This is a genomic window from Thalassolituus pacificus (assembly GCF_025318105.1).
GTDB classification, from domain to species: Bacteria; Pseudomonadota; Gammaproteobacteria; order Pseudomonadales; family Oceanobacteraceae; genus Venatoribacter; species Venatoribacter pacificus.
The window spans coordinates 153420-173832 of the sequence record NZ_JAOANI010000012.1; the positions used below are offsets into that span (position 1 = coordinate 153420).

Consider the following 20413-nt stretch of genomic DNA (forward strand, 5'->3'; position numbering starts at 1 on the left):
CACCGTGATATGAATGTCTTGCTGAATACGTATGCCTCCGCTAAAAAAATTGCATTGCTGCTGAATATCATTGGTTTCCAGCTTTGCTGGGCGGCCTGTGTGATTGGCGGTACGCAATGGGCAGCCGTCTGCGTACCGTTGTTTTTATGTTGGCACTGGACGCAACGTAAGCCCAGAGAGTTATGGTTGATTGCTTTAATAACCCTTGGCGGGAGCTTGTTTGACAGTTTATTGCTGAACCTGAATTTAATGGCTTTTCCTGACCATGACGGAGCCCTTATTCCGTTATGGCTGATGCTGTTATGGAGTGCCTTTGCCGCGACGTTGCGCCACTCCATGGAGTGGTTACTGCAAAAACCGTTATTGGCCGCCCTGCTCGGTGGGATTGCCGCTCCCTGGAGTTATTATGCTGGTTCGCTGTTTGATGTGATTGAGCTTACGGCGCCGGTGCTGGTACTGATCGCCGTAGCCTGGGCGTTATTATTAGCAGCATTAAGTCTCTATTGGCGGGAGAAATAAATCATGTTTACTCCGTTGTTTAAGCATTGCGCGGCAATCCTGTATGGGCTGGCAGTATTCTTACCACTAGCCGGTAATACACATGCCGACAATACCGATAATTCCGACAATACAGATACCATCTTTTACCATGGTGAAGCCTACGCTCTGGATGATCCCACAACCCTGATCTACCGCGAAGAGCATCAACTGCAGTTACGCAATGGCTTGCCTTATCAGCGTGAAGTGAATTACTTCGATGCAGAAGGTAAAAAGATTGCACAAAAAGAGAATCGTTATTTTAACAATGCTGCCGCTCCGGATTTCCGTTTGCGCGATCTGCGTAATAACTACCGCGAGCAGGCACTCTATAACGACGATGGCAGCCTGACATTAAGCCTGCAGGAAAGTGGTGGGCAGGAGTGGCAAAAAAGCCGCATAAAAAACCTGCCCGACAACCTGATTATTGATGCCGGATTCGATGAATTTGTTCGACGCCACTGGCAAGCGTTACTGGCCGGTGATCAGGTCAACTTCAGTTTTGCTTCCGCCGCCCGCCAGGAGCTGGTCACTTTCCGGCTGCAAAAGACATCCGCCAATGAACAGCAGTTAGTACTCAGCATGCGTCTTCAATCACGTCTGTTATCCTGGTTGCTGGACCCGATTGAGCTGACTTACGAGCGTCCAACCCAGCGACTGCTGCGTTACCGGGGACTGAGCAATATTCTTGATGAGCAGGGTAACAGTTACAAAGCCGATATCCGCTATCAGTATCCTGCGGCGATGCCGGTCAATGCCAGCTCCGGCGATACCAGCTCCGACGATACCCATTCCGGCAGCGCAGCCAATGACCAATAACATCTGATAACAGCTAATGCTGCGGTAGCCAGGCAGGCGACAGCAATGTGTGACAATGGTTCACTTTGCATTCATATTCAGCTGTTAACATAAGCAATATTGTGAATACGTCTGTGATCAGGCAACAGGGAATCCGTACGATGAAATCACTGCTCAAACTACGTCGCCATTCTGCTAAAGCCAGCCGCCCGCACCTGCTGCCGCTGATGATTCCGGCATTACTGCTGGCACCTGTCGCGGCGGCTGAAGAAAACGATAGTGTTAAACTGGATACCGTTCAGATCAGCGGCCAGGAAGAAAAACTGACGGAAATCTCCACCGAAAAACTGCTGAAAATTCCGGGTTCCGGTAATGACCCGTTACGGGCGATTGAAAGCCTGCCCGGCGTAACCTTTGCCGGTGGCCGGACATCGGCTCCGGCGGTACGTGGTTCGTCACCCGATGATAACGCCTACATTATCGACTTTATCCCGGTTGGTTATATTTTTCATACCGACTCATCGAGTATTTTAAGCGATAACGTTGTTGAAGATTTCACCCTTGAAACGGCGGCGTTTCCGGCTCAATACAACAATGCCACCGGCGCGGTGATTGATGCAACGTCGCGTTCACCTTATTACGATCGCAGCCAGTTTATTATTGATGCCAGCCTGCTGAAGGCCGGTATCTTTATCGAACAACCTATCAGTGAAAACCAAAGTTTTTACGTTGCCGCCCGCCAGAGTTTATTCCAGTACTACATCGAAAACTTCCTCGATGACGAAGACTTTGAATTCACCACCGTTCCCGAATACTACGATTATCAGGGTAAATACGAATACCGCATCAGCGCCACTGAAACACTGTCATTCCAGGCCATAGGCTCACGCGATAAAGCCGGATTACTGTTCGCAGAAGACTCTGATTTTGTATTGCAGGACCCGGGATTATCCGGCGGCCTGGATTTTGAAGCCTTTTTTAACAGCCAGGGGCTGGTCTGGGAAAAACTGTATAACAGTGGCATGACCCATAAAATCGGCCTGTCGCAAATGGAACAGAAGTTTAGCTTTAACGTCGGCAGAGATAACAGAATCGATGTAAAAGTAAACGACTACAATTTGCGCAGCCAGTTCAGCTACCCGCTGAATTACCAGCATGAGTTACGCTGGGGACTGGAGTTCACCGAAAGCCAGATCAGCTATAAAGGCCGCTTCGAAGCCCCGCCCTGTGATGAATTCACCCCGGACTGCCGCATTGTCGATGGCACGGAAGTTTTGGAAGGTGACGGTAAACCCACTATTTACCATTATGATGCGCACCTGGCTGATGCCTGGGATATCACCCCGGACTGGACACTGACGCCGGGTATTGCACTGTCTTATGACGATTACACTGAGCAATATTTCACTGAGCCACGCCTGCAAAGCCGTTGGCAGTTCAGCACGGACTGGTGGTTTACCAGTGCCTATGGTCAACATCATATTTTACCGGATAACCTCGGCGAATATGTCGTGCCCTTTGGTAACCGCGACCTGAAACAACCCACTGCCACGCATTATGAGTTAGGGCTGGAAAACCAGCTGGATAACGACATGCTGTGGAAGGTCGAGGTTTATTATAAAGATCTGGAAAATATCATCGTCTCCCGCCCGGGGCAGGAAAATTACGCCAGTCTGACTGATGCTGAATACAATGATCTGCCGCTTTATACCAACGATGCCGATGGCAAGGCCTGGGGGATGGAATTCTTCCTGAATAAAAACCTGACCGAACGTTGGTATGGCTGGGTGTCGGTCGCATATTCCCGTACCTTCCGTACCAATAATTTAACCGATGATGACTTCAGCTATAACTACGACCAGCCGGTTATTATTAATAGCGTGGCGAATTACCAGCTGAATAAAGATTGGCAAATTGGTTTTAAATGGCGCTACCAGAGCGGCCAGCTGATTACTCCATTGGAAGACGCGATTCAGGATGCCGACGATCCAGCGTTGTATAACCCGATTTATGGCAGTGTCAATTCCGAGCGCTTACCGGCCTATCACAAACTGGACGTCCGGGCGGACCGTACGTATCGCTTCAGCGGCTGGGAAATGGATTTCTATGCAGAAATTCTTAACCTTTACGGACGTGATAACGTCACCGGCTACGAATACAAAGGCGCGGATTATAGCGAAAAAGAAGAAGTCACCGATTTGCCCACCATTATTTCTTTTGGTATCAAAGCCAAACTCTGATCAGTGAACGAATACGCAATGCCCATCAGACGATGGGCATTTCCATATATTCATGACTGCCGACACCGCCAAAGGCCGAGCTAAAGCCACCATGGCGGATCATCCCCGGCTTAAATCCCAAACGCAGATACAAGGCCCGCGCCCGTGGATTATTATCCGCCACATCCAGCGCAACATGCGTCTGGCGTGATGCTTTAGCCCGCAGCATCAGCTGCTGCACCAATTGCTCACCAATCCCACGACCTCGCAACTCCGGCTTAACCCCCAACTGATAAATCAGCCCGCGGTTTGCCTGTGGTGGCCGGATAACCTGCTCGGTACGCAAGCCGCGGAATATCACCCCGGGAACTTGCCGCGGCGCATAAAAACTGCCGATATCACGCAACGCCGCCAGCATAAAGCCTGCACTCTCCGGCTGAGTACGCAATGCTCCTACCGCCACAACATCACCATCCACTAAGGCTGCCAGATGCTGCTGAAAACCAAATTCAGAACGACCGTTAATAAAGGCATGACGGAGAAAATCCTGCGCTTCCCGTTCATGGCGGCTGCAGAACACGTAGTTGAAAGCTCCGGGACCGGAGCTGTAAATCAGGGGAACCGCCGCACTGACATCAGCAGCCACACAGGGGCGAAAACTCAGGTTCTGCATATTGCAGCCTCGCTCTTTATTATTTTGGAACTAAAGTACATTTTTTAATCATACACGTCCAGACTGGGACGATGATGCTAAAGACAGCCATTTTTTTAGCCAATCACGTTTTTTTTATAGCTATTGTTCCAAAATCACCTTTAAAATTCGGCAATAGCCCCTATATTGAATCCATTCGCAAGAGGAACTGTCCCATGTTGATTGGTAAGCGTGAAGAATTTGATCTGAACGAGATGGCTATCTTCGTTCATGTTGTAGAAGCCGGCAGCTTTACCGGTGCCGCTAAAAACCTTGGACTGCCCAAGTCCACGGTCAGCCGTAAGATCACCCAGCTGGAAGAACGTCTCGGCGTACGCCTGATTCAGCGCACCACCCGCAGCCTGCGTCTGACCGATACCGGCAACGCTTATTACAACCACTGCGCGCGTATTCTCAGCGAAATTGAAGAAGCCAATATCGCCGTTACCCAGATGCAAAGCACCCCAACCGGGACACTGCGCATCACCGCTCCGGTATTGTTTGGTTCTACCGTTCTGTCGAGCCTGGTGGCTGAATTTATGGAACAGCATCCACAGGTGATGGTTGATCTGGTGCTGTCTGATCAGCGTCTCGATCTGGTACAGGAAGGCATCGACGTGGCATTCCGTATCGGTCAGCTGGAAGATTCTTCACTGATCGGCCGTTACCTCGGCGATGTGCGCGCTATTTTATGCGCCAGCCCGGAATACCTCGAACGCCACAGCATGCCAAGCCATCCTGAGCAATTACACGAACACCGCCTGCTGACCGGTTCACAGTGGCTGCAGTGGCCAATGAGCGGGCCACAGGAAGAACAATACACCGTGCAGGTTAAGCCACGACTGCAGGTTAATGATTTTGCCAGCCTGTATGCACTGACCCTGTCCGGCGCCGGCATTTCACCAGTTCCCATGCTGATTGCCGCTCCGGCGATCCGTGCCGGTAATCTGGTACCGGTGCTGTGTGACTGGCCGTTTGAAGCCAGCCCGATTCATGCGCTGTACCCGAGCAACCGCCATCTGTCGGCCAAAGTCCGCAGCTTCGTCGATTTCGTCATCGACAGCATCCGCCCTAATCCACCCTGGGAAGTCGAGTTGCTGGAAAGCGCTTGTCCAAACGGAGATACAGGCAAATCAGACGACGTGCAGAAACCAGCCGTGCACTGAGCACGGCCTAACCAGATCCGACACAGCCTTACAGGGATGTTTTATGGCGGCTATAAATGCAATTTATTCCACCCTGCTGCTCACACTCGGTGCAGCATTGACGGCTTCGATCAGCAGTTGCAGCAGTCCGGCCAACAACCTTAATGCCACGTCCCAAAGCGGTGATAATACTGCAATAGTGATCGATAACAGTGTCCGCCCGGCAGCAGACAGCGCGCGTGACCGTTATCGCCATCCGGTAGAAACGCTGGCCTTTTTTCAGCTCGAACCACAGCACACCGTGGTTGAGATCTGGCCGGGAGGCGGCTGGTACAGCCGCATTCTTGCGCCTTATTTACAGGCTGACGGACGCTATATTGCAGCGCACTGGGCAGCGGATTCCCCGGTCGCATTTTTCCGTAACAGCCGCGCCGCGTTCGATCAGGAATTTACACAACCAGAGCAGCCATACGGGCCGGTTCGCGTGCTGATTCTCGAACCCCCACGCCAAAACCAATTAACCGCGGATATACAGGCCGACCGCATTCTCACGTTCCGCAATGTGCATAACTGGATGCGTAACCATCAGGAGCAGGCCATTTTTGACAGTATGTTTGCCGCACTCAGGGCGGGAGGTATTCTGGGAGTGGTCGAGCATCGGGCGCCGCCGGGGTTCAGTCGGGACGACATGGTTAAATCAGGGTACGTCAGCGAATCTTACGTGCAACAGCTGGCGGAAAACGCCGGTTTTGTTCTGGAAGCCCGCAGCGAAGTGAATGCCAACACCGCCGACAGCAAAGATTATCCTGATGGTGTCTGGACGTTACCGCCGTCGTTACGTCTGGGAGAAACCAACAAAGCCAGATACCTGACCATTGGTGAAAGCGACCGCATGACTCTGCGTTTCCGCAAGCCGCTGTGATTCTGCCTGTTATCAGGCATCGCCGGTTTTCGGCATCATATCCAGCAGAGCCTGCACCTGTTGCGGATCAACATGCTCACCGGAGAAGACCTGATTAATTTTTTGCAGCAATTCACCCAGGCCTTCATCGACCCGCATACCTTCATTAAAAACCCGGCTGGTTTCAGTAATGCCGGTTTCCATAATCTTCTGCATTGTCGCTTCCTGGCGCTCGTCCATCCCCAGAAACTGCAGGCTTTGTTCAACGCCGTCGGCCATGTTCTCAACCACGTCGGCAATATCGCGCATAACATGCTGATACGATGCATCGACGGTCGACATTATGTGGCTCATCTGACTGCTCAGGCGCTTAACCAAGCGGCTTTCCAGCGCCAGCGACTGCAGGTTATCCAACGCCTGAATGCGTGCATCGCAGCCCTGTAATAAAGAAAAAACGTTGTCTTTAATGGCACCGTATTTCTTTTCGTCATCCACCGGCATATTTTTCACCAGTAATGAAACCCCGCCGTAATTCATAATCGAACGACGGCCAAAATCGACGTAGCGACCTTTGTCTTTACACTCGCTCATCAGTACGGATTCCATATCCTTAGCCATACCGTTGGCTTCCATATTTTTTACGCCATAGCGGCTGCGCATCTGCAGGCTGCAGTTAATTGCGTAACTCTGCAAAGCCTGAAACAGACGCATGCCCAGCTCATCAATATTGTTACAGCGGTTAACGTCGAGTAAAAACTGAATATTAACGCCCAGATCGGACGTATCAGACATGGCAATAAAGGCCATTTCGTTGGCTTGTTTCAGCTGCATTTTCAGCTGATCGTTGGCAATTTTGTTGAACAGAACGCGGTCCAGCCGGGCTTTCAGCTCAAACATCATTGACGGTGACAGGTAATCGTCGCAACCGGCATCATAAGCATCCAGCTTATGCTGCAGAGTTTCCTGATTCCCCAGTACCACAACCGGCAATTCACTGTTGTCTTTAAGCTCACGGCAGACTTCAATCACCGCTTCCGCCGCGATACTGCTGCCATCGATCAGAATGAGTTTAAGGTCGTGCTCACGGGCCAGCTGTTGCGTCTCAGGGACATCAGCCGCGTGCAGCAGGTGGTATTTTTCATCCAGTTGATCGCCCAGTTTTCCGTCTGGCTCTTTACTGAGTACAACCGCTGTATATCGCGTTGTCATAGTCGATCCATCAAATTGCAGTCCTCCTCAATGTTTAGTTGAGGAAGACCCATCCTGCCAGCCGGATTGACTGATATATGGCTGGCTAATACCGCTTTTCATACCACTGACGGAGGCGGCACAAGCCTTATGACAGGCAATCGCTCAGATAAGCTGCAGCTCTTTGGCGCGATGAATCGCCTGAGTACGGCTTTTGGCAGCCAGTTTGACATTAATCTTGCGGGCATGGGTTTTGACGGTGTGCAGGGAGATAAACAACTGATCCGCAATTTCCTGATTGGACAATCCCTTGGCGATTTTACGCAGCACTTCAAGTTCGCGCTCACTGAGATTAACCGCCAGTTCCGGCGTCTCGTTTTCCGCCCGTGGTGGCAGTGAATCGCTGAGATTCGGCACCCAGGACAGTAAATCCAGCCCAATGCCTTCGCGCTGCAGCACCCGTGCTGACTGAGTGAAAATCTGCTGGCTTTCCAGTTGCTGGTTTTGCGCACGCAACGCCGCGCCGCGCAATAGTTGCAGCAACATCATACTCAGGTTGTGATTGCGTTGACGCAGCCAGCTGTCAATTTCATTCAGACACTCCGCCGGCTTCCCGGCCAGCAGGTATAAACGTGCCTGAGTCGCCACTGCCAGACCCGGCAGCATCGGGAACAGCTCTGGCCTTGGCAGCTGTGCACAGCTCTGGCCCTGCAGCAATTTATCGATGCAGCTTTGCGCGCGGCTGAGTTTCCCCTGTGAGATCCAGACATTGGCTTTCACCATCAGCAGCCACTGGTAACTGTCCACTTCCACCTGCCAGCGCTGCATTAAGCGCTCAGCACTGTCGAGCGCATTCAGCGCCGCCGGGTATTCGCCCGTAGCGGTAAGACGCATGGCCATAATGGCGTAGCCATAACACACCGAGACATCGTGTACCTGAGTACTGGCGGCAATGCCTTGTTGCAGAGTTTCTTCCAGCATCGCGTCGTCACCGCCGCCAAGCCAGCGCAGTACCGCACGATAGAGCAACAAGCGACCGCGAGGTAATAGCTCACCGTGTTCGCCATAGCCGCTCAGCAGAGCCAGGCCACGCTCAACAATTTCGCGGCTGTGGGCAATATGGCCGCGATTCAGTTCAATGCGGGCATAGTCAAACAGCGCCAGAGCTTCCATCGCCGGGGCATTATTCTGCCGCGCCAGATCCTGTGCCAGACGGTTCCAGATACGCGCGCCATCGGCGTCATGTTGCGCCAGACGCAACTGCGCCAGTGTCGAACTCATCAGAATACGCAGGGTAAAACGTGTCGGTGGTAAATGTTCCAAAGCCTGTTTGCACAAAGGCTCGGCCTGACTGAGCTGGCCTTTCAGCCGCGCCAGATAACCCTGCAACGCGGCCTCTTCAAAGCCGGACAGGCACTGACGCTGCAACAAACGACCGATCATATCTTCGGCTTTTTCGCGCTGATGGGTCAGCAACCACGACCAGGCGGCAATGGCCATCAGCCGCGGTGAGGCATACAAAAGCTCGTCGCCCAATAATTCAAACCAGGACAGCAGCCCGGCAATATCGAGGTTGGCAAGAATGGTTTCCGCTTCGTGTTCCACCCAACCCTGTACTTCTTCGCTCAGCCCCGCTGCGCGGGCGTGATGCAATGCTGCCACCGGCTGCTGTTGCTGGCTGAGCCAGTTATAAGCCAGACGGTGCAGGCGGCGGCACTCTTGCTGCGGCAGCTGTTGCGCCAGCAGATCAGCCATCACCGGGTGCATACGGAACCAGCCGGCGCGATGCAGTTGCGGTTCAATAAACAGATTCAGACGTAATGCCTGCTGCAACGGCTGGTGATAATCCGCCGAGCCGGTGCAGTGCTGCAGCAGTTCTTCATTAAAGCTGCCAAGCACCGCCGCTTGCTGCACAAACTGCTGCACTTCTGCGGGTAAACGATGCAGGGTTTCGCCCAACAGATAATCGCTCAATTCCTGTTGTGCCAATTGCACCGCTGGCTCCAGCGGGCGTCCCGCCGCGCGATAACACGCCAGCCAGATGGCCAGCCCGGCCGGCCAGCCGGCCAGTCGCTGAATCAGTTGTTGTATCTGTTGCGGGCTGATGTCGACGCTGTGCAGTAACAGCAGCTGTTGGGTTTCGTCATCAGTGAACGCCAGCTCGCTGACGCCCAGCCAGCCCAAAGCGGTATTCAGGCGTAAACGCCCAAGATGATTAGGAATATAACGCGATGCCAGGACCATGCTGACACCGGCAGGCAGCTGCTCAACGATCAGATTCAGTACCTGCCAGCTGTCACTGTCCTGCAGGCTGTGTACATCGTCAAAACAGAGCAGTAATGGCCGTTCAAAGCTGGCCAGTTCCTGCAGCCACAGCAGCAGCACCTGCTCGACATCCACCCGCCCGCGACGTTTGGTCTCATGCCAATGCGCCAGCGCATCGGTAGCCACGCCAGGCAGCTGGCGTTCCGCCGCTTCGAGAAAATGGCGCAGGAAAAAGGCGTCGGGGGTATCGCGGCTGTCGAGGGTCAGCCAGATCACAGAAGTGCCGTTGCGTTCGGCCTGCCGTGCAGCATCCGCCAGCAATACCGTTTTCCCGTAACCCGCCGGGGCGTTGACCCAGACCACGCGCGTCTGCTCCAGCGCATTAAGCAGCAGGGCTGCGCGGTCGAGTGCATGTACCGGTGCATCTGGACGACGGCATTTAAGCGTCACCCAGGCGGCTACGGCTTTCTGATCGAGAGATTCCAGCCAGGGCGACTGAGAGGCATCGGGTTTTGCTGTAAACACCATGAAACTGTCTGACTCGGCTAACGGATCAAAAACCACCGTCGCAGACTGACAGCAACGACATTCCGGTGGTTGAGTTATTCTGCATATTACACGAAGTGGCGCATCGGTACTCATTACAGGTCAGACCATGACCTTTCTTTACGGGTAATACTGGCAGGGTGTTTTACCGGGCGGAGAAGACCGCCAGCCACATTCAGAAACCCCGTTTGCGGCTGAACCAGATCCAGGCACCGGATAATGCCAGAAACAGCAGAATCAGCGCGGCCACATCCACCAGCCAGACACCCCAGGTTCCGAACCAGCGACCGGAATGCAGGTCCAGCAACACCCGCTGCCAGCTGATGGATTCATTACGGGCCGAAGCCAGTTGTGGCGGTAAAACCTGCAGAGGTTCCGCGCTTGCAGCAGGTGCTGCAGCCGCCGTCAGCTGATAGCTGAGCAGATCCAGCGCAAACCAGTCCTGACCAATCTGTAGTTGATAAGCATCGCCCTGCCAGACCACCGCCGTTACCGGTTCTTCACTGAACAGCGAAGGTTCCAGCACTTCCAGCAGTTGATTATTGCTATCCAGTAACAGCCACTGGCTGCTGCAATCGACAAACTGCGAATCACGGCCACGGGCATAGCCCTGCAACTGGCGGCAGTCTGTCAATATCTGCTGATCGAGCTGCAACTGGCCATCACGGCTCCATAGCCAATGCTCCCCCAGAGCCACTCCCAGCGGACGACTGAGCGCTTGCTGGTAAGGCGTGAGGATCAGGGAATTCTGCGGATAAAGACGATCAAGGCCGGTGGCGGCAATATGGTTCAGCAGCAGGCCGGTGAGGGTTACCAGAATAACAATCAGCGCCGCCAACAGACCCGCGCGGCGGTGCCATTTATGCAGCCAGAAACGGAGTTGGCGTCTAGTGGAGGTTTTCATCCGGTGTGGCTGCCCAGCGGTCGAGAAGGAGCGCGAGTTTAGCAACTTTCTCCATACTGCGCACCGAGTAGGTGGCACCGGAAATGCCGTCAATATTGCCACTCAGCTCGCCATTTCCGGTCAATTTCAGCTGAGCAAACTGGGCGGTAAACGCCGGCAGACGGATTTCATCGCCGCGGATCTCGCGAAACACCATCACCTCGATGCGTTCAAGCACGCCGTTATGGGTCAGTACCGCAAAGGTGATGGGTTTTTCTTTGCCGATTTCACTCAGCACCCACAGGTTTTTCCCGTTGTGCGCCCAGTACTTCACCCGCGCCTGACGCAGATCGTAACGGATATGCTCACGGGCCAGATCTTTCTGCTCGGTGCTTAACCATAATGTGCGCGCTTCCTGCCCGGCCGGAAACCAGTCGTTCAGCAGCTGCGGCAACGTCAGGTAGGTGCCTTTGCCCAGCGCAACAGCGCTGGACAGCAGCAATATCAGAGGCAGTACAACGCGCAATAACCGCATATCAGAAGCTGTAACCTACACCCAGGTTGTAACCGGTTTCATCCAGATCACCGGCTTCTTTCTGGCGGTAGTAATCGGCTTTGAATACCACGGTTTCAGCCAGCCAGTAGTTCACACCCACATCGTGACGTTCGAACCTGGAGTCTGTGCGGTCACCAGCCTTGGTATCCCAGCCGCTGTTACGGTAGAACACACCGACATCGTTCATGCGGTAAGACGGCTCAACATAAAAACCGGTCTGCTTGGAGGCACCCGAAGTGGCGGTGTTGATATCTTTATCCAGATCCCATTGCGCATAGAGTGCACGCAGTTCAAAACCGTTGTTCTGATAGATCGCATGGGTTTCGATCAGGCGCGCGCCGATTTCTTTTGGACCATTGCCCTGCAGCAGGTCGTCCTGATATTGCAGGGTTGCAGCCAGTTCCAGACCCGGTACCGCGGTGTATTTAACGCGTGCGGTATAGGCGGCTTTGTTAGCCGGTGCTTCGGCAACTTTCTGACGGCCGTCACGCAGCTTGCCATCCAGGCTTTCCAGGCCAGAGTGCATGGCCACATCGTAGCTCAGACCATCGGCGATTTTGCCGCTCAGAGCAGCACCGCCTTCCCACCAAGTAGTCGGGATGATTTTGTTTTCAACGCTGTTACGCTCAACGCCGTAGAAGGTATCCGGCTCATGGGTTTCGTTGAGGATACCGACAGGAATCAGGAACAGACCGGCTTTGGCGCGGGTATTGGCGTTCAGATCATGTTCGATGTAAGCCTGTTCCAGCTCAACTTCACCCGGCTTGCCGTCGCCAGCCAGGCTGTGCTCCAGCTCAAACTCAGAGAAGAAGCGGGTATGCTCGTTAAACTCTTTGCTGAAGAACAGCACAAAGCGGTGGTAATCAATTTCGTTGTCAGTGCCATTCACCAGATTCAGGTGCATTTCACCGTAACCACCGATATGAACGCCATTACCCTGAGACGCAGCACCCTGCTGTTCAACGGTGTCGGCCAGGCTGTTCAGCTGAGATTTCAGCGCTTCAATTTCGGCTTTCAGTTGAGCGTTATCGTCGGCCAGAGCCAGATTGGAAGAGGTAATAGCAGCAGCCAGCAGCAAAGCACGGGTTTTCATAGCGTTAAATCCTTTGGGATAAATGGCAATAAAATCGGCGAGCAAGATAACACAAACAGGAATCACTACAATATTTAAACGCTAACTATTGCTATTTATAGATATAACAAAAATTGTCCTATCCACAACGGAATACCTCTTGCGGAAATAACCATTGATATCTTTATTTCCTGTAGAGCGGGCATAAAAAAACCAGCCCGAAGGCTGGTTTTCTGAGGCCGACATGCTGAAGCACTTACGCCTGTGGCGCGGCTTCTTCCAGCAAAGGCTTAAGTTCGCCCTTGGTGTGCATCTCGGTCACGATATCGCAACCGCCAACCAGCTCACCTTTTACCCACAGCTGTGGGAATGTAGGCCAGTTTGCATAGACCGGTAAGTTGGTACGGATTTCCGGATTGGACAGAATATCAACGTACGCAAACTTCTGGCCGCACTCCATAACCGCCTGCACGGTGCGGGCAGAGAAGCCGCACATTGGCTGGTTCGGTGAGCCTTTCATGTACAGCAGGATGTCGTTGGTTTCGATCTGGTCTTTGATGACCTGCATAATATCCATAGGTCTTCTCTCTCAAGCGTTGGATGACAATTGCCGCGATTCTAACACAAAGCGGCAAAAGCCTGACAGCGCCACTGGGATATGTCAGCGGAAGCGCACGATGAGCTCGTGCAAATCCTGCGCAATCTGCTGAATTTCTTCCATGCTGCCGGCTGAGCGCTGTCCCGACTGCATACTCTGCTGTGACAGCTCATTGATGCTCGTTACCTGATGGCTGATCTCATTGGCAACCTGCACCTGCTCTTCCACCGCGGCCGCCATCTGAATCGACATATCGGCAATATTGCCAACCGAGGCTGCGATGTCAGCCAGTGATTCTTCCGCCTCGCGCATACGCTGTAATCCCTGTTCGGCAGCGGCAGTACCACGTTCTGCCACCGCCACGGACTGCCCGGTACGGCTGACCAGATCATTCACAACGGAATGAATGTCCGCCGTCGACTCACGGGTACGCATCGCCAGATTACGCACTTCATCAGCAACCACCGCAAAACCCCGGCCCTGATCTCCGGCTCTGGCGGCTTCAATCGCCGCATTCAGCGCCAATAAGTTGGTCTGCTCAGCAATCTGCTCAATAACCTGGGCTGAATTGGCGATCTTCTGGGTTTGCTGGGAAACATCGTTCACCGCCTGACGGATGTCATCGACGGTTTGCTTCAGACCTTCAATAGACTGCCTTGTTTGCAGCACCACCTGCCGCCCTTCTTCTGCTTGCTTGCGCGCGCTGTCGGCATGCTGTGCGGTATTCTGAATGTTGCCTGAAACCTCATGCACGGTGGCCGACATTTCCTGTACTGCCGTGGCGGTACTGGCGGTTTCATCCTGCTGAACTTTGAGATTGCGGCAGGTGTCCTGCATTTCTTCCAGGCCCAGCGCAGCACGCTGACTGGCTTTCTCGGCGGAATCTTCAAGACGGGTAAGCACGGTATCCAGATGACGCTGCTGACTGAGGATGGCTACTTTGATTCTGCCCACCGGCAAATGATCATCGGTGAAGACCTGAGCGGCGAGGCTGTCACTGAAAGCGTTGTCCATGCTGGACATAATCATATTCAGTGTATTCCGGCGTGTAGCCAGAGAACGCCATGCATTCATAATCCCTCCGCCCAGCAACACGCACCAGCCAGCCAGTGGTGAGCCATTAAAGAATAAGATGGCGGAAAGCAAAGCCGCAGCAAGCATAATATAAATCTGCAGCGGCAAGGCGGAGATAAAAGCCGTGCGCGATTTACCCTCGCGCAACTTACGGTACAGAGCATCAGCACGATTAACATCGCTGCGCGCCGGACATACCCGCACCGATTCATAGCCAATGGTTTTTCCGTTCTCCATTAATGGTGTGACATAGGCATTAACCCAATAAAAGTCCCCATTTTTACAACGGTTTTTAACCATTCCCATCCATGGCCGTCCTGCCTTGAGGTGCTTCCACATATTCTGATATGCAGCCTCCGGCATGTCCGGATGACGGACGATATTGTGTGGCTGGCCAATTAACTCCTCCCGGCTGAAGCCACTGACATCAACAAACGCCTGATTACAATGGCGGATAATTCCTTGCATATCCGTAGAAGAGATTAATTTTTGCTCAGCCGCAAAAGTAACTTCGTGGTTCGTTACTGGCTGGTTATTTCTCATGGTGCATGCCTTTAGTAAATTCTGTCATAAGACTAGCTCAATCTTATGCTTTTTCGTGCTGCGACCATGGTTATCTTTCCGGCGCTCCTGCCAAAGATCTGACTGATGTAATGATTCAGAGGTGCCTTAACTTATACATCACGACCAAAACCCCCGCCGCCCGGCGTATGGATGCAAAACAGGTCACCGGCTTCCAGCTCAACGCAGGCACAGCCGGATAAGCGCTGCATCCGCCCCTGATGGCGCAGTACGAAATTGACCCCGGTTTTACCATCATGACCGCCGTGTAACCCATGCGGAGCAACCTGACGGTGGCCACTGATGATATTGGCGCGCATCGGCTGCAGAAAACGGATATGCCGCTCTACGCCATTACCGCCAGCATACTGCCCGCCGCCACCGGATTGTGGCCGCACGTGAAACCAATCAAGCACCACCGGAAAACGCTGTTCAAGAATCTCGGGGTCGGTTAAACGTGAGTTGGTCATATGGCTGTGTACCGCACTCGCGCCATTTCCCTGCGCACTGGCACCGATACCGCCACACAGGGTTTCGTAATATTGCAGCTGCTGATTACCGAAGGTGAAATTGTTATTAGTCCCCTGACAACCGGCCATTAAGCCCAGCGCGCCCATCACCACATCCACCAGATACTGAGCGGTTTCGACATTCCCCGACACCACCGCCGCCGGATAGTGCGGCGCAATAATGGAAGCCTGTGGCACCTTAACCGTTAGCGCGCGGAAAAAGCCGGCATTCAACGGCATAGGTTTGGCGACCAGCGCGCGGAAGCTGTACAGCACCGCTGCCATCACCACCGAGGTCGGCGCATTAAAATTACCGGGATGTTGTTTCTGTTCTGCCCGGTATTGCGTACCGGAAAAATCGACCGTGGCATGACGCTGCTCGCGGTCAACCTCAATGCGCACTTTAAAGCAGGTACCATCATCCATTTGCGCGCTGAATTCACCGGACGGTAAATCCGCCAGACACTCACGCAACGTCTGCTCGGCGTTATCCATCACATGCTGCATATAAGCCGTCACCTGTGGCAAACCATAAACCGCACATAAGCGCTGTAATTCCGCTGCACCTTTTTCGCAGGCGGCCAGCTGAGCCATTAAATCGGCAATATTCTGATCCGGATTACGCGCCGGATATGTGGCCGCCGCCAGAACCTTACGGATTTCCTGCTCTTTAAGCTGGCCATCGCGCATTAAAATCAGGTTATCGAGCAGTACACCCTCTTCGTCAATATGCATACTTTCCGCCGGCATCGAGCCCGGTGTAATACCGCCGATATCGGCATGATGACCGCGCGCGGCGACATAAAAATCGGCTTTATTACCCGCCGTAAATGGCCGGATAAAAACCGGTTTAACCACAGTAACATCGGGTAAATGCGTGCCGCCGTTATAAGGGGTATTTAATACAAAAGCATCGTCAGGGCGCATATCCGCATGCCCCTGAATCACCACTTTAATGCTTTCGCTCATTGAACCTAAATGCACCGGAATATGCGGTGCATTGGCGACCAGCTCACCATGGCCATCAAACAGCGCACAGGAAAAATCCAGCCGCTCTTTAATGTTCACACTGCTGGCGGTTTTCTCCAGCACAAAGCCCATCTGTTCGGCAACCGACATAAACAGATTATTGAATATTTCCAGCGTGACCGGATCGCGCTGGGCCAGACCACTGGCAGCCGCCGGAAGTTCTTCACGCTGATCAGTCAGCAATAAAGCGCCACTGGTTAATACCTCAAGCTGCCAGCCGGGTTCCACCACAATGGTGCTGTTGGCATCGGTTAATAACAGCGGGCCAGTAGCTGCAAAACCCGCCGCCAGTTGCGCACGAGCCAGCACCGGAACACTGTGCCATTGCCCGCCCAGATATAATGGTGAATTTTCCTGTGTGGTATTTTCCTGTGCAGATTTTTCGCCGCTGGCAAAAGGAATCGCCGGAGTGCTGTTTCCGGCGGCTACCAGCTCCAGCTGTACGGCATCCAAGCGCAGGGATTTATGAGCACTGATAAAACCAAATAACTGCTGGTGCTGCTGTTCAAATTCAGCACGCATCGCAGCCGCGTCGGCAAAGCTGACCAACAACTGGGTGTCGGAACCCTCATAACGCAGATAGGCACGGCGCAGTACCTGCACGGGGTTTTCTTTGTCCGGGGTGAAATCAGACTGCTGCATTAACGCAGCGAATTTTTCTGTGGCGACCGTCAGCGCCGCAGCAGCGGTTAATGGAATTTCTACCGCGTCTTCGCCCAGCCAGCGCTGTTCAGCCAGACCGATACCAAAGGCCGATAGCACCCCGGCCAGCGGATGCAGATACACCTGTTTAATATTCAGCTCGGCCGCCACCAGACAGGCGTGCTGGGCGCCGGCACCTCCAAACGCGTTGAGCACATAATCGCGGATATCATAACCGCGCTGCACCGATATTTTTTTCACCGCCGCCGCCATATTATTCACCGCAATACGCAGAAAACCGGCGGCAATTTCTTCCGGCGAATATTCCTGGCCGCTGTCGTTGCGGATCTGTATTGCAAGCTCGCTGAATTTCTGCCGCACAATACCGGCATCCAGTGGCTGATTCTGTTCAGGGCCAAATACATAAGGGAAATGCTGCGGCTGTAATTTACCCAGCAACACATTGCAGTCGGTGACGGTTAACGGGCCGCCATTACGGTAACAGGCAGGGCCGGGATAACTGCCGGCGGATTCCGGCCCGACCTGAAAGCGGCCAGCGGAAAAATGCACCAGCGAACCGCCACCGGCGGCCACGGTGTGAATATTCATCATCGGTACACGTAATTTTACGCCGTTAACCTCGGTCAGGGTTTCACGCTCCAGATCATTATTCAGTGTGCCGTTAAAATGGCTGACATCGGTCGAGGTTCCGCCCATATCAAACCCGACAATGCGCTTAAAACCATCGGCCTGGGCGGTGCGAACCATACCGACCACACCGCCGGCCGGGCCGGATAAAATCGCATCTTTACCCTGAAAATTCTGCGCCGCACATAAACCACCATTGGATTGCATAAACTGCAGGGATGTTGGTGGTAAAGCCTGCTCCACCTGATGGACATAACGGCGCAATACCGGCGACAAATACGCATCGGCCACTGTGGTATCACCACGCGGCACCAGTTTAATTAACGGACTGACGCGGTGACTTAACGAAATCTGTTTAAAGCCAAGCTGGCGGGCAATATCACCGATACGGATTTCATGCTGCGGATATTTATAGGCGTGCATCAGCACCACGGCGATGCTGTCGTACCCCAGTGAGCGCGCTTCAATTAACTGCACCAGCAGGGTTTCTTCATCCAGCGGATAATCTACCGTGCCGTCGGCCAGCACACGTTCCGGTACTTCGTACACGCGTTCGTATAACGGTTCTGGCTGAGCAATATGAATGGCAAAAATGTCCGGGCGGGTCTGATAACCGATGCGCAGCTGATCGCGCAGACCTTTACTGATACACAGTAAAGTGCGCGCACCTTTACGTTCCAGCAGCGCATTGGTGGCGACCGTCGTGCCCATTTTTACACTGGCGATGGCGCTGTCGTAGTGCGGGTAACGGGCCTGCAGCTGACGGATGCCTTCAACCGCCGCATCGGCATAATGCTGCGGATTTTCCGACAGTAATTTATGGGTAATTAATTCACCGGCCGGTGTCAGGGCGACGATATCGGTAAAGGTACCGCCACGGTCGACCCAGAATTGCCAACGGGAAATTTCAGCAGATGCAGTGGACATGATTCAGGCCCGCAGAAAAAAATCCGAGTTTACCCGCTTCAGTCGCGCAACGTTACAGTTCTGACTCAATCGGCAGAATGCCCAGCACCCAGGATTGCAGACGCCGCCACAGACTGGCGTGCGGCTCATGATGATAAATCTGCGGCGTACCGTCAGTACGTTGTTCCTGCCAGCGTAATTCATCGCCCTGCAGCAACAGCCGGTAACTCTCCTGCGCCAGATTGGCCTGCAGATTAAGACTGGCTTCGCGTCCCAGTTGCGGCTGCTCAAACAACACGCCCATTTCGGTATTTTCCCGCAGCGAGCGCGGATCGAGATTCATCGAGCCGACATAAAAATAGCGCTGATCAATCACCAGTACTTTGGCATGCAGGCTGGCAGACGACGAACCCGTCCAGCGCCGGTGCTCCCCCGCAGCCTGACTGTCCGGACGCAACTCATACAACTCAACGCCGGCACGCAGTAACGCCGCACGGTAATGTTTATAGGCCGAATGCACTGCCGCCACATCGGTGCTGGCCAGAGAGTTGGTCAGCACCTGCACATGAATACCGCGCGCCACCAGCGCCGCCAGAAACTCAACCCCTTCATCGCCCGGCACAAAATAAGGGGATACCAGCAAGACCTCCTGCTGCGCATTTTCCAGCAAGGTGATCAGATTACCGAATAAAGGCGACTGATAATGACGACTGCGGATTTTATCCGGTGCATCGGCGACCACGTAGGCTTTTCCCCAGAACAGCCGCTGCTCATAGTGTTCAGCCAGATTCAGAGCCCGGGCCTGCAACGCCTGCACATAAGGATGCTGCCGATTGCTCTGCAACCAGTGCTGCAACTGCAGACGCAGTGTGTTTAATGCCGTTTCATCCTGTGCTTCGCCGTCGTTTATCACGTACTCAACCGGCACGGCCAGGCCGCTGTTCCAGTAGCGGTCAAACTCCGTTGAAGCATCATCCACCACCGGCCCCAGTGTCAGCACATCCAGGTCACCGAACACCACCGCATTGCGCGCCGCATCAAAATATTCGTCACCGATATTACGGCCACCGGCAATGGCCAGTGTGTTATCGGCAATCATGGCTTTATTGTGCATGCGCCGGGTAGATACCCCGTAGCGGGTAAGAAATTGCATATCGCGTGGGTAATCACGCAGGAATGGGTTAAAGAGGCGGATATCAATATTCGGATGACGGTTCAGCAGGCGCAGTTCGTTATCTGCGCCACGGGTTGCCATATCGTCCAGCAACAGACGTACGCGCACACCGCGATCAGCGGCCTGCAGCAATGCCCAGGTAAAGACTTTGCCGGTCAGATCGTTGTGATACAGATAATATTGCAGATCAAGGCGTTCAGAAGTACCGGCCACCAGCAACAAACGTGCGAGGAAGGCATCGGTGCCCGAGCCCAGCAACACCAGTCCGGCTTGGCCGGGGTGTTGTTTCAGCAGTGGCTCAGCCCATAAAGCCAGTGGACTGGCCGCTGAGGCCTGAGGGTGTAACTCAGGCTCAGGATGCGAATACTGCGGCAACCCGGCACAACCACAGAGCAGCAGTGCCAGCAATAAAACGCCGCGTGACGACATATCATTTTGTCGCCATGCGTGTTCGCGACATCTGAGCAATAT

The 20413-nt window shown here is 53.6% G+C and carries 15 protein-coding genes; 5 read left to right on the top strand and 10 right to left on the bottom strand.

From position 1 onward, the window contains the following. Nucleotides 1-9: 9 nt before the first annotated feature. The 3 genes from NYR02_RS03715 to NYR02_RS03725 all read left to right on the top strand — a co-directional run bounded on the left by NYR02_RS03715 (nucleotide 10) and on the right by NYR02_RS03725 (nucleotide 3575). A complete protein-coding gene (locus NYR02_RS03715; protein ID WP_260975050.1) occupies nucleotides 10-519 on the top strand; it encodes a DUF2878 domain-containing protein in 510 nt (169 codons plus the stop codon). A gap of 3 nt (nucleotides 520-522) precedes the next feature. Then, nucleotides 523-1356, top strand: coding sequence for a hypothetical protein (locus NYR02_RS03720; protein WP_260975051.1), 834 nt, complete (start codon nucleotides 523-525; stop codon nucleotides 1354-1356). Between the two features lie 140 nt (nucleotides 1357-1496). Then, nucleotides 1497-3575, top strand: a complete 2079-nt coding sequence (locus tag NYR02_RS03725; RefSeq protein WP_260975052.1) for a TonB-dependent receptor plug domain-containing protein — start codon at nucleotides 1497-1499, stop codon at nucleotides 3573-3575. Nucleotides 3576-3600: 25 nt separating this feature from the next. Here NYR02_RS03725 and NYR02_RS03730 read toward each other — a convergent pair whose 3' ends face one another. After that, entirely contained in the window at nucleotides 3601-4227 is a 627-nt protein-coding gene (locus NYR02_RS03730; protein WP_260975053.1) for a GNAT family N-acetyltransferase, read from the bottom strand. A gap of 194 nt (nucleotides 4228-4421) precedes the next feature. Here NYR02_RS03730 and NYR02_RS03735 point away from each other — a divergent pair, with 194 nt between their 5' ends. Both NYR02_RS03735 and NYR02_RS03740 read left to right on the top strand, forming a co-directional pair. After that, nucleotides 4422-5411 carry a LysR family transcriptional regulator gene (locus tag NYR02_RS03735; RefSeq protein WP_260975054.1) on the top strand — a complete coding sequence of 330 codons (990 nt, stop codon included), beginning with the start codon at nucleotides 4422-4424 and terminating at the stop codon, nucleotides 5409-5411. A 43-nt stretch (nucleotides 5412-5454) separates the two neighbouring features. Beyond that, nucleotides 5455-6312, top strand: coding sequence for a class I SAM-dependent methyltransferase (locus NYR02_RS03740; protein ID WP_260975055.1), 858 nt, complete (start codon nucleotides 5455-5457; stop codon nucleotides 6310-6312). Nucleotides 6313-6324: 12 nt separating this feature from the next. On the opposite strand, the gene NYR02_RS03745 is transcribed toward NYR02_RS03740, so the two are convergent. The 9 genes from NYR02_RS03745 to NYR02_RS03790 all read right to left on the bottom strand — a co-directional run bounded on the left by NYR02_RS03745 (nucleotide 6325) and on the right by NYR02_RS03790 (nucleotide 20371). Beyond that, a complete protein-coding gene (locus NYR02_RS03745) occupies nucleotides 6325-7500 on the bottom strand; it encodes a PleD family two-component system response regulator (RefSeq protein ID WP_260975056.1) in 1176 nt (391 codons plus the stop codon). 144 nt (nucleotides 7501-7644) lie between these two features. Continuing rightward, entirely contained in the window at nucleotides 7645-10272 is a 2628-nt protein-coding gene (locus NYR02_RS03755; RefSeq protein WP_270049489.1) for a LuxR C-terminal-related transcriptional regulator, read from the bottom strand. 193 nt (nucleotides 10273-10465) lie between these two features. Beyond that, nucleotides 10466-11194, bottom strand: coding sequence for a PepSY domain-containing protein (locus NYR02_RS03760; protein WP_260975057.1), 729 nt, complete (start codon nucleotides 11192-11194; stop codon nucleotides 10466-10468). Then, nucleotides 11178-11708, bottom strand: coding sequence for an FMN-binding protein (locus NYR02_RS03765; RefSeq protein ID WP_260975058.1), 531 nt, complete (start codon nucleotides 11706-11708; stop codon nucleotides 11178-11180). Before NYR02_RS03765 ends, NYR02_RS03760 begins: the two co-directional genes overlap by 17 nt. A gap of 1 nt (nucleotide 11709) precedes the next feature. Further along, nucleotides 11710-12822 (bottom strand): porin family protein, encoded by a 1113-nt coding sequence (locus NYR02_RS03770; protein WP_260975059.1) that lies wholly within the window; start codon nucleotides 12820-12822, stop codon nucleotides 11710-11712. A 235-nt stretch (nucleotides 12823-13057) separates the two neighbouring features. Beyond that, nucleotides 13058-13378, bottom strand: a complete 321-nt coding sequence (gene grxD, locus NYR02_RS03775) for a Grx4 family monothiol glutaredoxin (RefSeq protein WP_260975060.1) — start codon at nucleotides 13376-13378, stop codon at nucleotides 13058-13060. Nucleotides 13379-13462: 84 nt separating this feature from the next. Next, nucleotides 13463-15016 carry a methyl-accepting chemotaxis protein gene (locus NYR02_RS03780; RefSeq protein WP_260975061.1) on the bottom strand — a complete coding sequence of 518 codons (1554 nt, stop codon included), beginning with the start codon at nucleotides 15014-15016 and terminating at the stop codon, nucleotides 13463-13465. A 131-nt stretch (nucleotides 15017-15147) separates the two neighbouring features. Next, on the bottom strand, nucleotides 15148-18789 hold the full coding sequence (locus tag NYR02_RS03785) for a hydantoinase B/oxoprolinase family protein (RefSeq protein ID WP_260975062.1): 3642 nt from the start codon (nucleotides 18787-18789) through the stop codon (nucleotides 15148-15150). A gap of 52 nt (nucleotides 18790-18841) precedes the next feature. Continuing rightward, a complete protein-coding gene (locus tag NYR02_RS03790) occupies nucleotides 18842-20371 on the bottom strand; it encodes a phospholipase D family protein (protein ID WP_260975063.1) in 1530 nt (509 codons plus the stop codon). Nucleotides 20372-20413 lie beyond the last annotated feature (42 nt).

Excerpts from the sequence above, each read along its gene's own strand:
- NYR02_RS03790 (WP_260975063.1), bottom strand. The coding sequence starts at position 20,371 with ATGTCGTCACGCGGCGTTTTATTGCTGGCACTGCTGCTCTGTGGTTGT.
- NYR02_RS03770 (WP_260975059.1), bottom strand. The coding sequence starts at position 12,822 with ATGAAAACCCGTGCTTTGCTGCTGGCTGCTGCTATTACCTCTTCCAAT.
- NYR02_RS03765 (WP_260975058.1), bottom strand. The coding sequence starts at position 11,708 with ATGCGGTTATTGCGCGTTGTACTGCCTCTGATATTGCTGCTGTCCAGC.
- NYR02_RS03725 (WP_260975052.1), top strand. The coding sequence starts at position 1,497 with ATGAAATCACTGCTCAAACTACGTCGCCATTCTGCTAAAGCCAGCCGC.
- NYR02_RS03740 (WP_260975055.1), top strand. The coding sequence starts at position 5,455 with ATGGCGGCTATAAATGCAATTTATTCCACCCTGCTGCTCACACTCGGT.
- NYR02_RS03755 (WP_270049489.1), bottom strand. The coding sequence starts at position 10,272 with ATGGTGTTTACAGCAAAACCCGATGCCTCTCAGTCGCCCTGGCTGGAA.
- NYR02_RS03720 (WP_260975051.1), top strand. The coding sequence starts at position 523 with ATGTTTACTCCGTTGTTTAAGCATTGCGCGGCAATCCTGTATGGGCTG.
- NYR02_RS03760 (WP_260975057.1), bottom strand. The coding sequence starts at position 11,194 with ATGAAAACCTCCACTAGACGCCAACTCCGTTTCTGGCTGCATAAATGG.
- NYR02_RS03730 (WP_260975053.1), bottom strand. The coding sequence starts at position 4,227 with ATGCAGAACCTGAGTTTTCGCCCCTGTGTGGCTGCTGATGTCAGTGCG.
- grxD (WP_260975060.1), bottom strand. The coding sequence starts at position 13,378 with ATGGATATTATGCAGGTCATCAAAGACCAGATCGAAACCAACGACATC.
- NYR02_RS03735 (WP_260975054.1), top strand. The coding sequence starts at position 4,422 with ATGTTGATTGGTAAGCGTGAAGAATTTGATCTGAACGAGATGGCTATC.
- NYR02_RS03780 (WP_260975061.1), bottom strand. The coding sequence starts at position 15,016 with ATGAGAAATAACCAGCCAGTAACGAACCACGAAGTTACTTTTGCGGCT.
- NYR02_RS03785 (WP_260975062.1), bottom strand. The coding sequence starts at position 18,789 with ATGTCCACTGCATCTGCTGAAATTTCCCGTTGGCAATTCTGGGTCGAC.
- NYR02_RS03745 (WP_260975056.1), bottom strand. The coding sequence starts at position 7,500 with ATGACAACGCGATATACAGCGGTTGTACTCAGTAAAGAGCCAGACGGA.
- NYR02_RS03715 (WP_260975050.1), top strand. The coding sequence starts at position 10 with ATGAATGTCTTGCTGAATACGTATGCCTCCGCTAAAAAAATTGCATTG.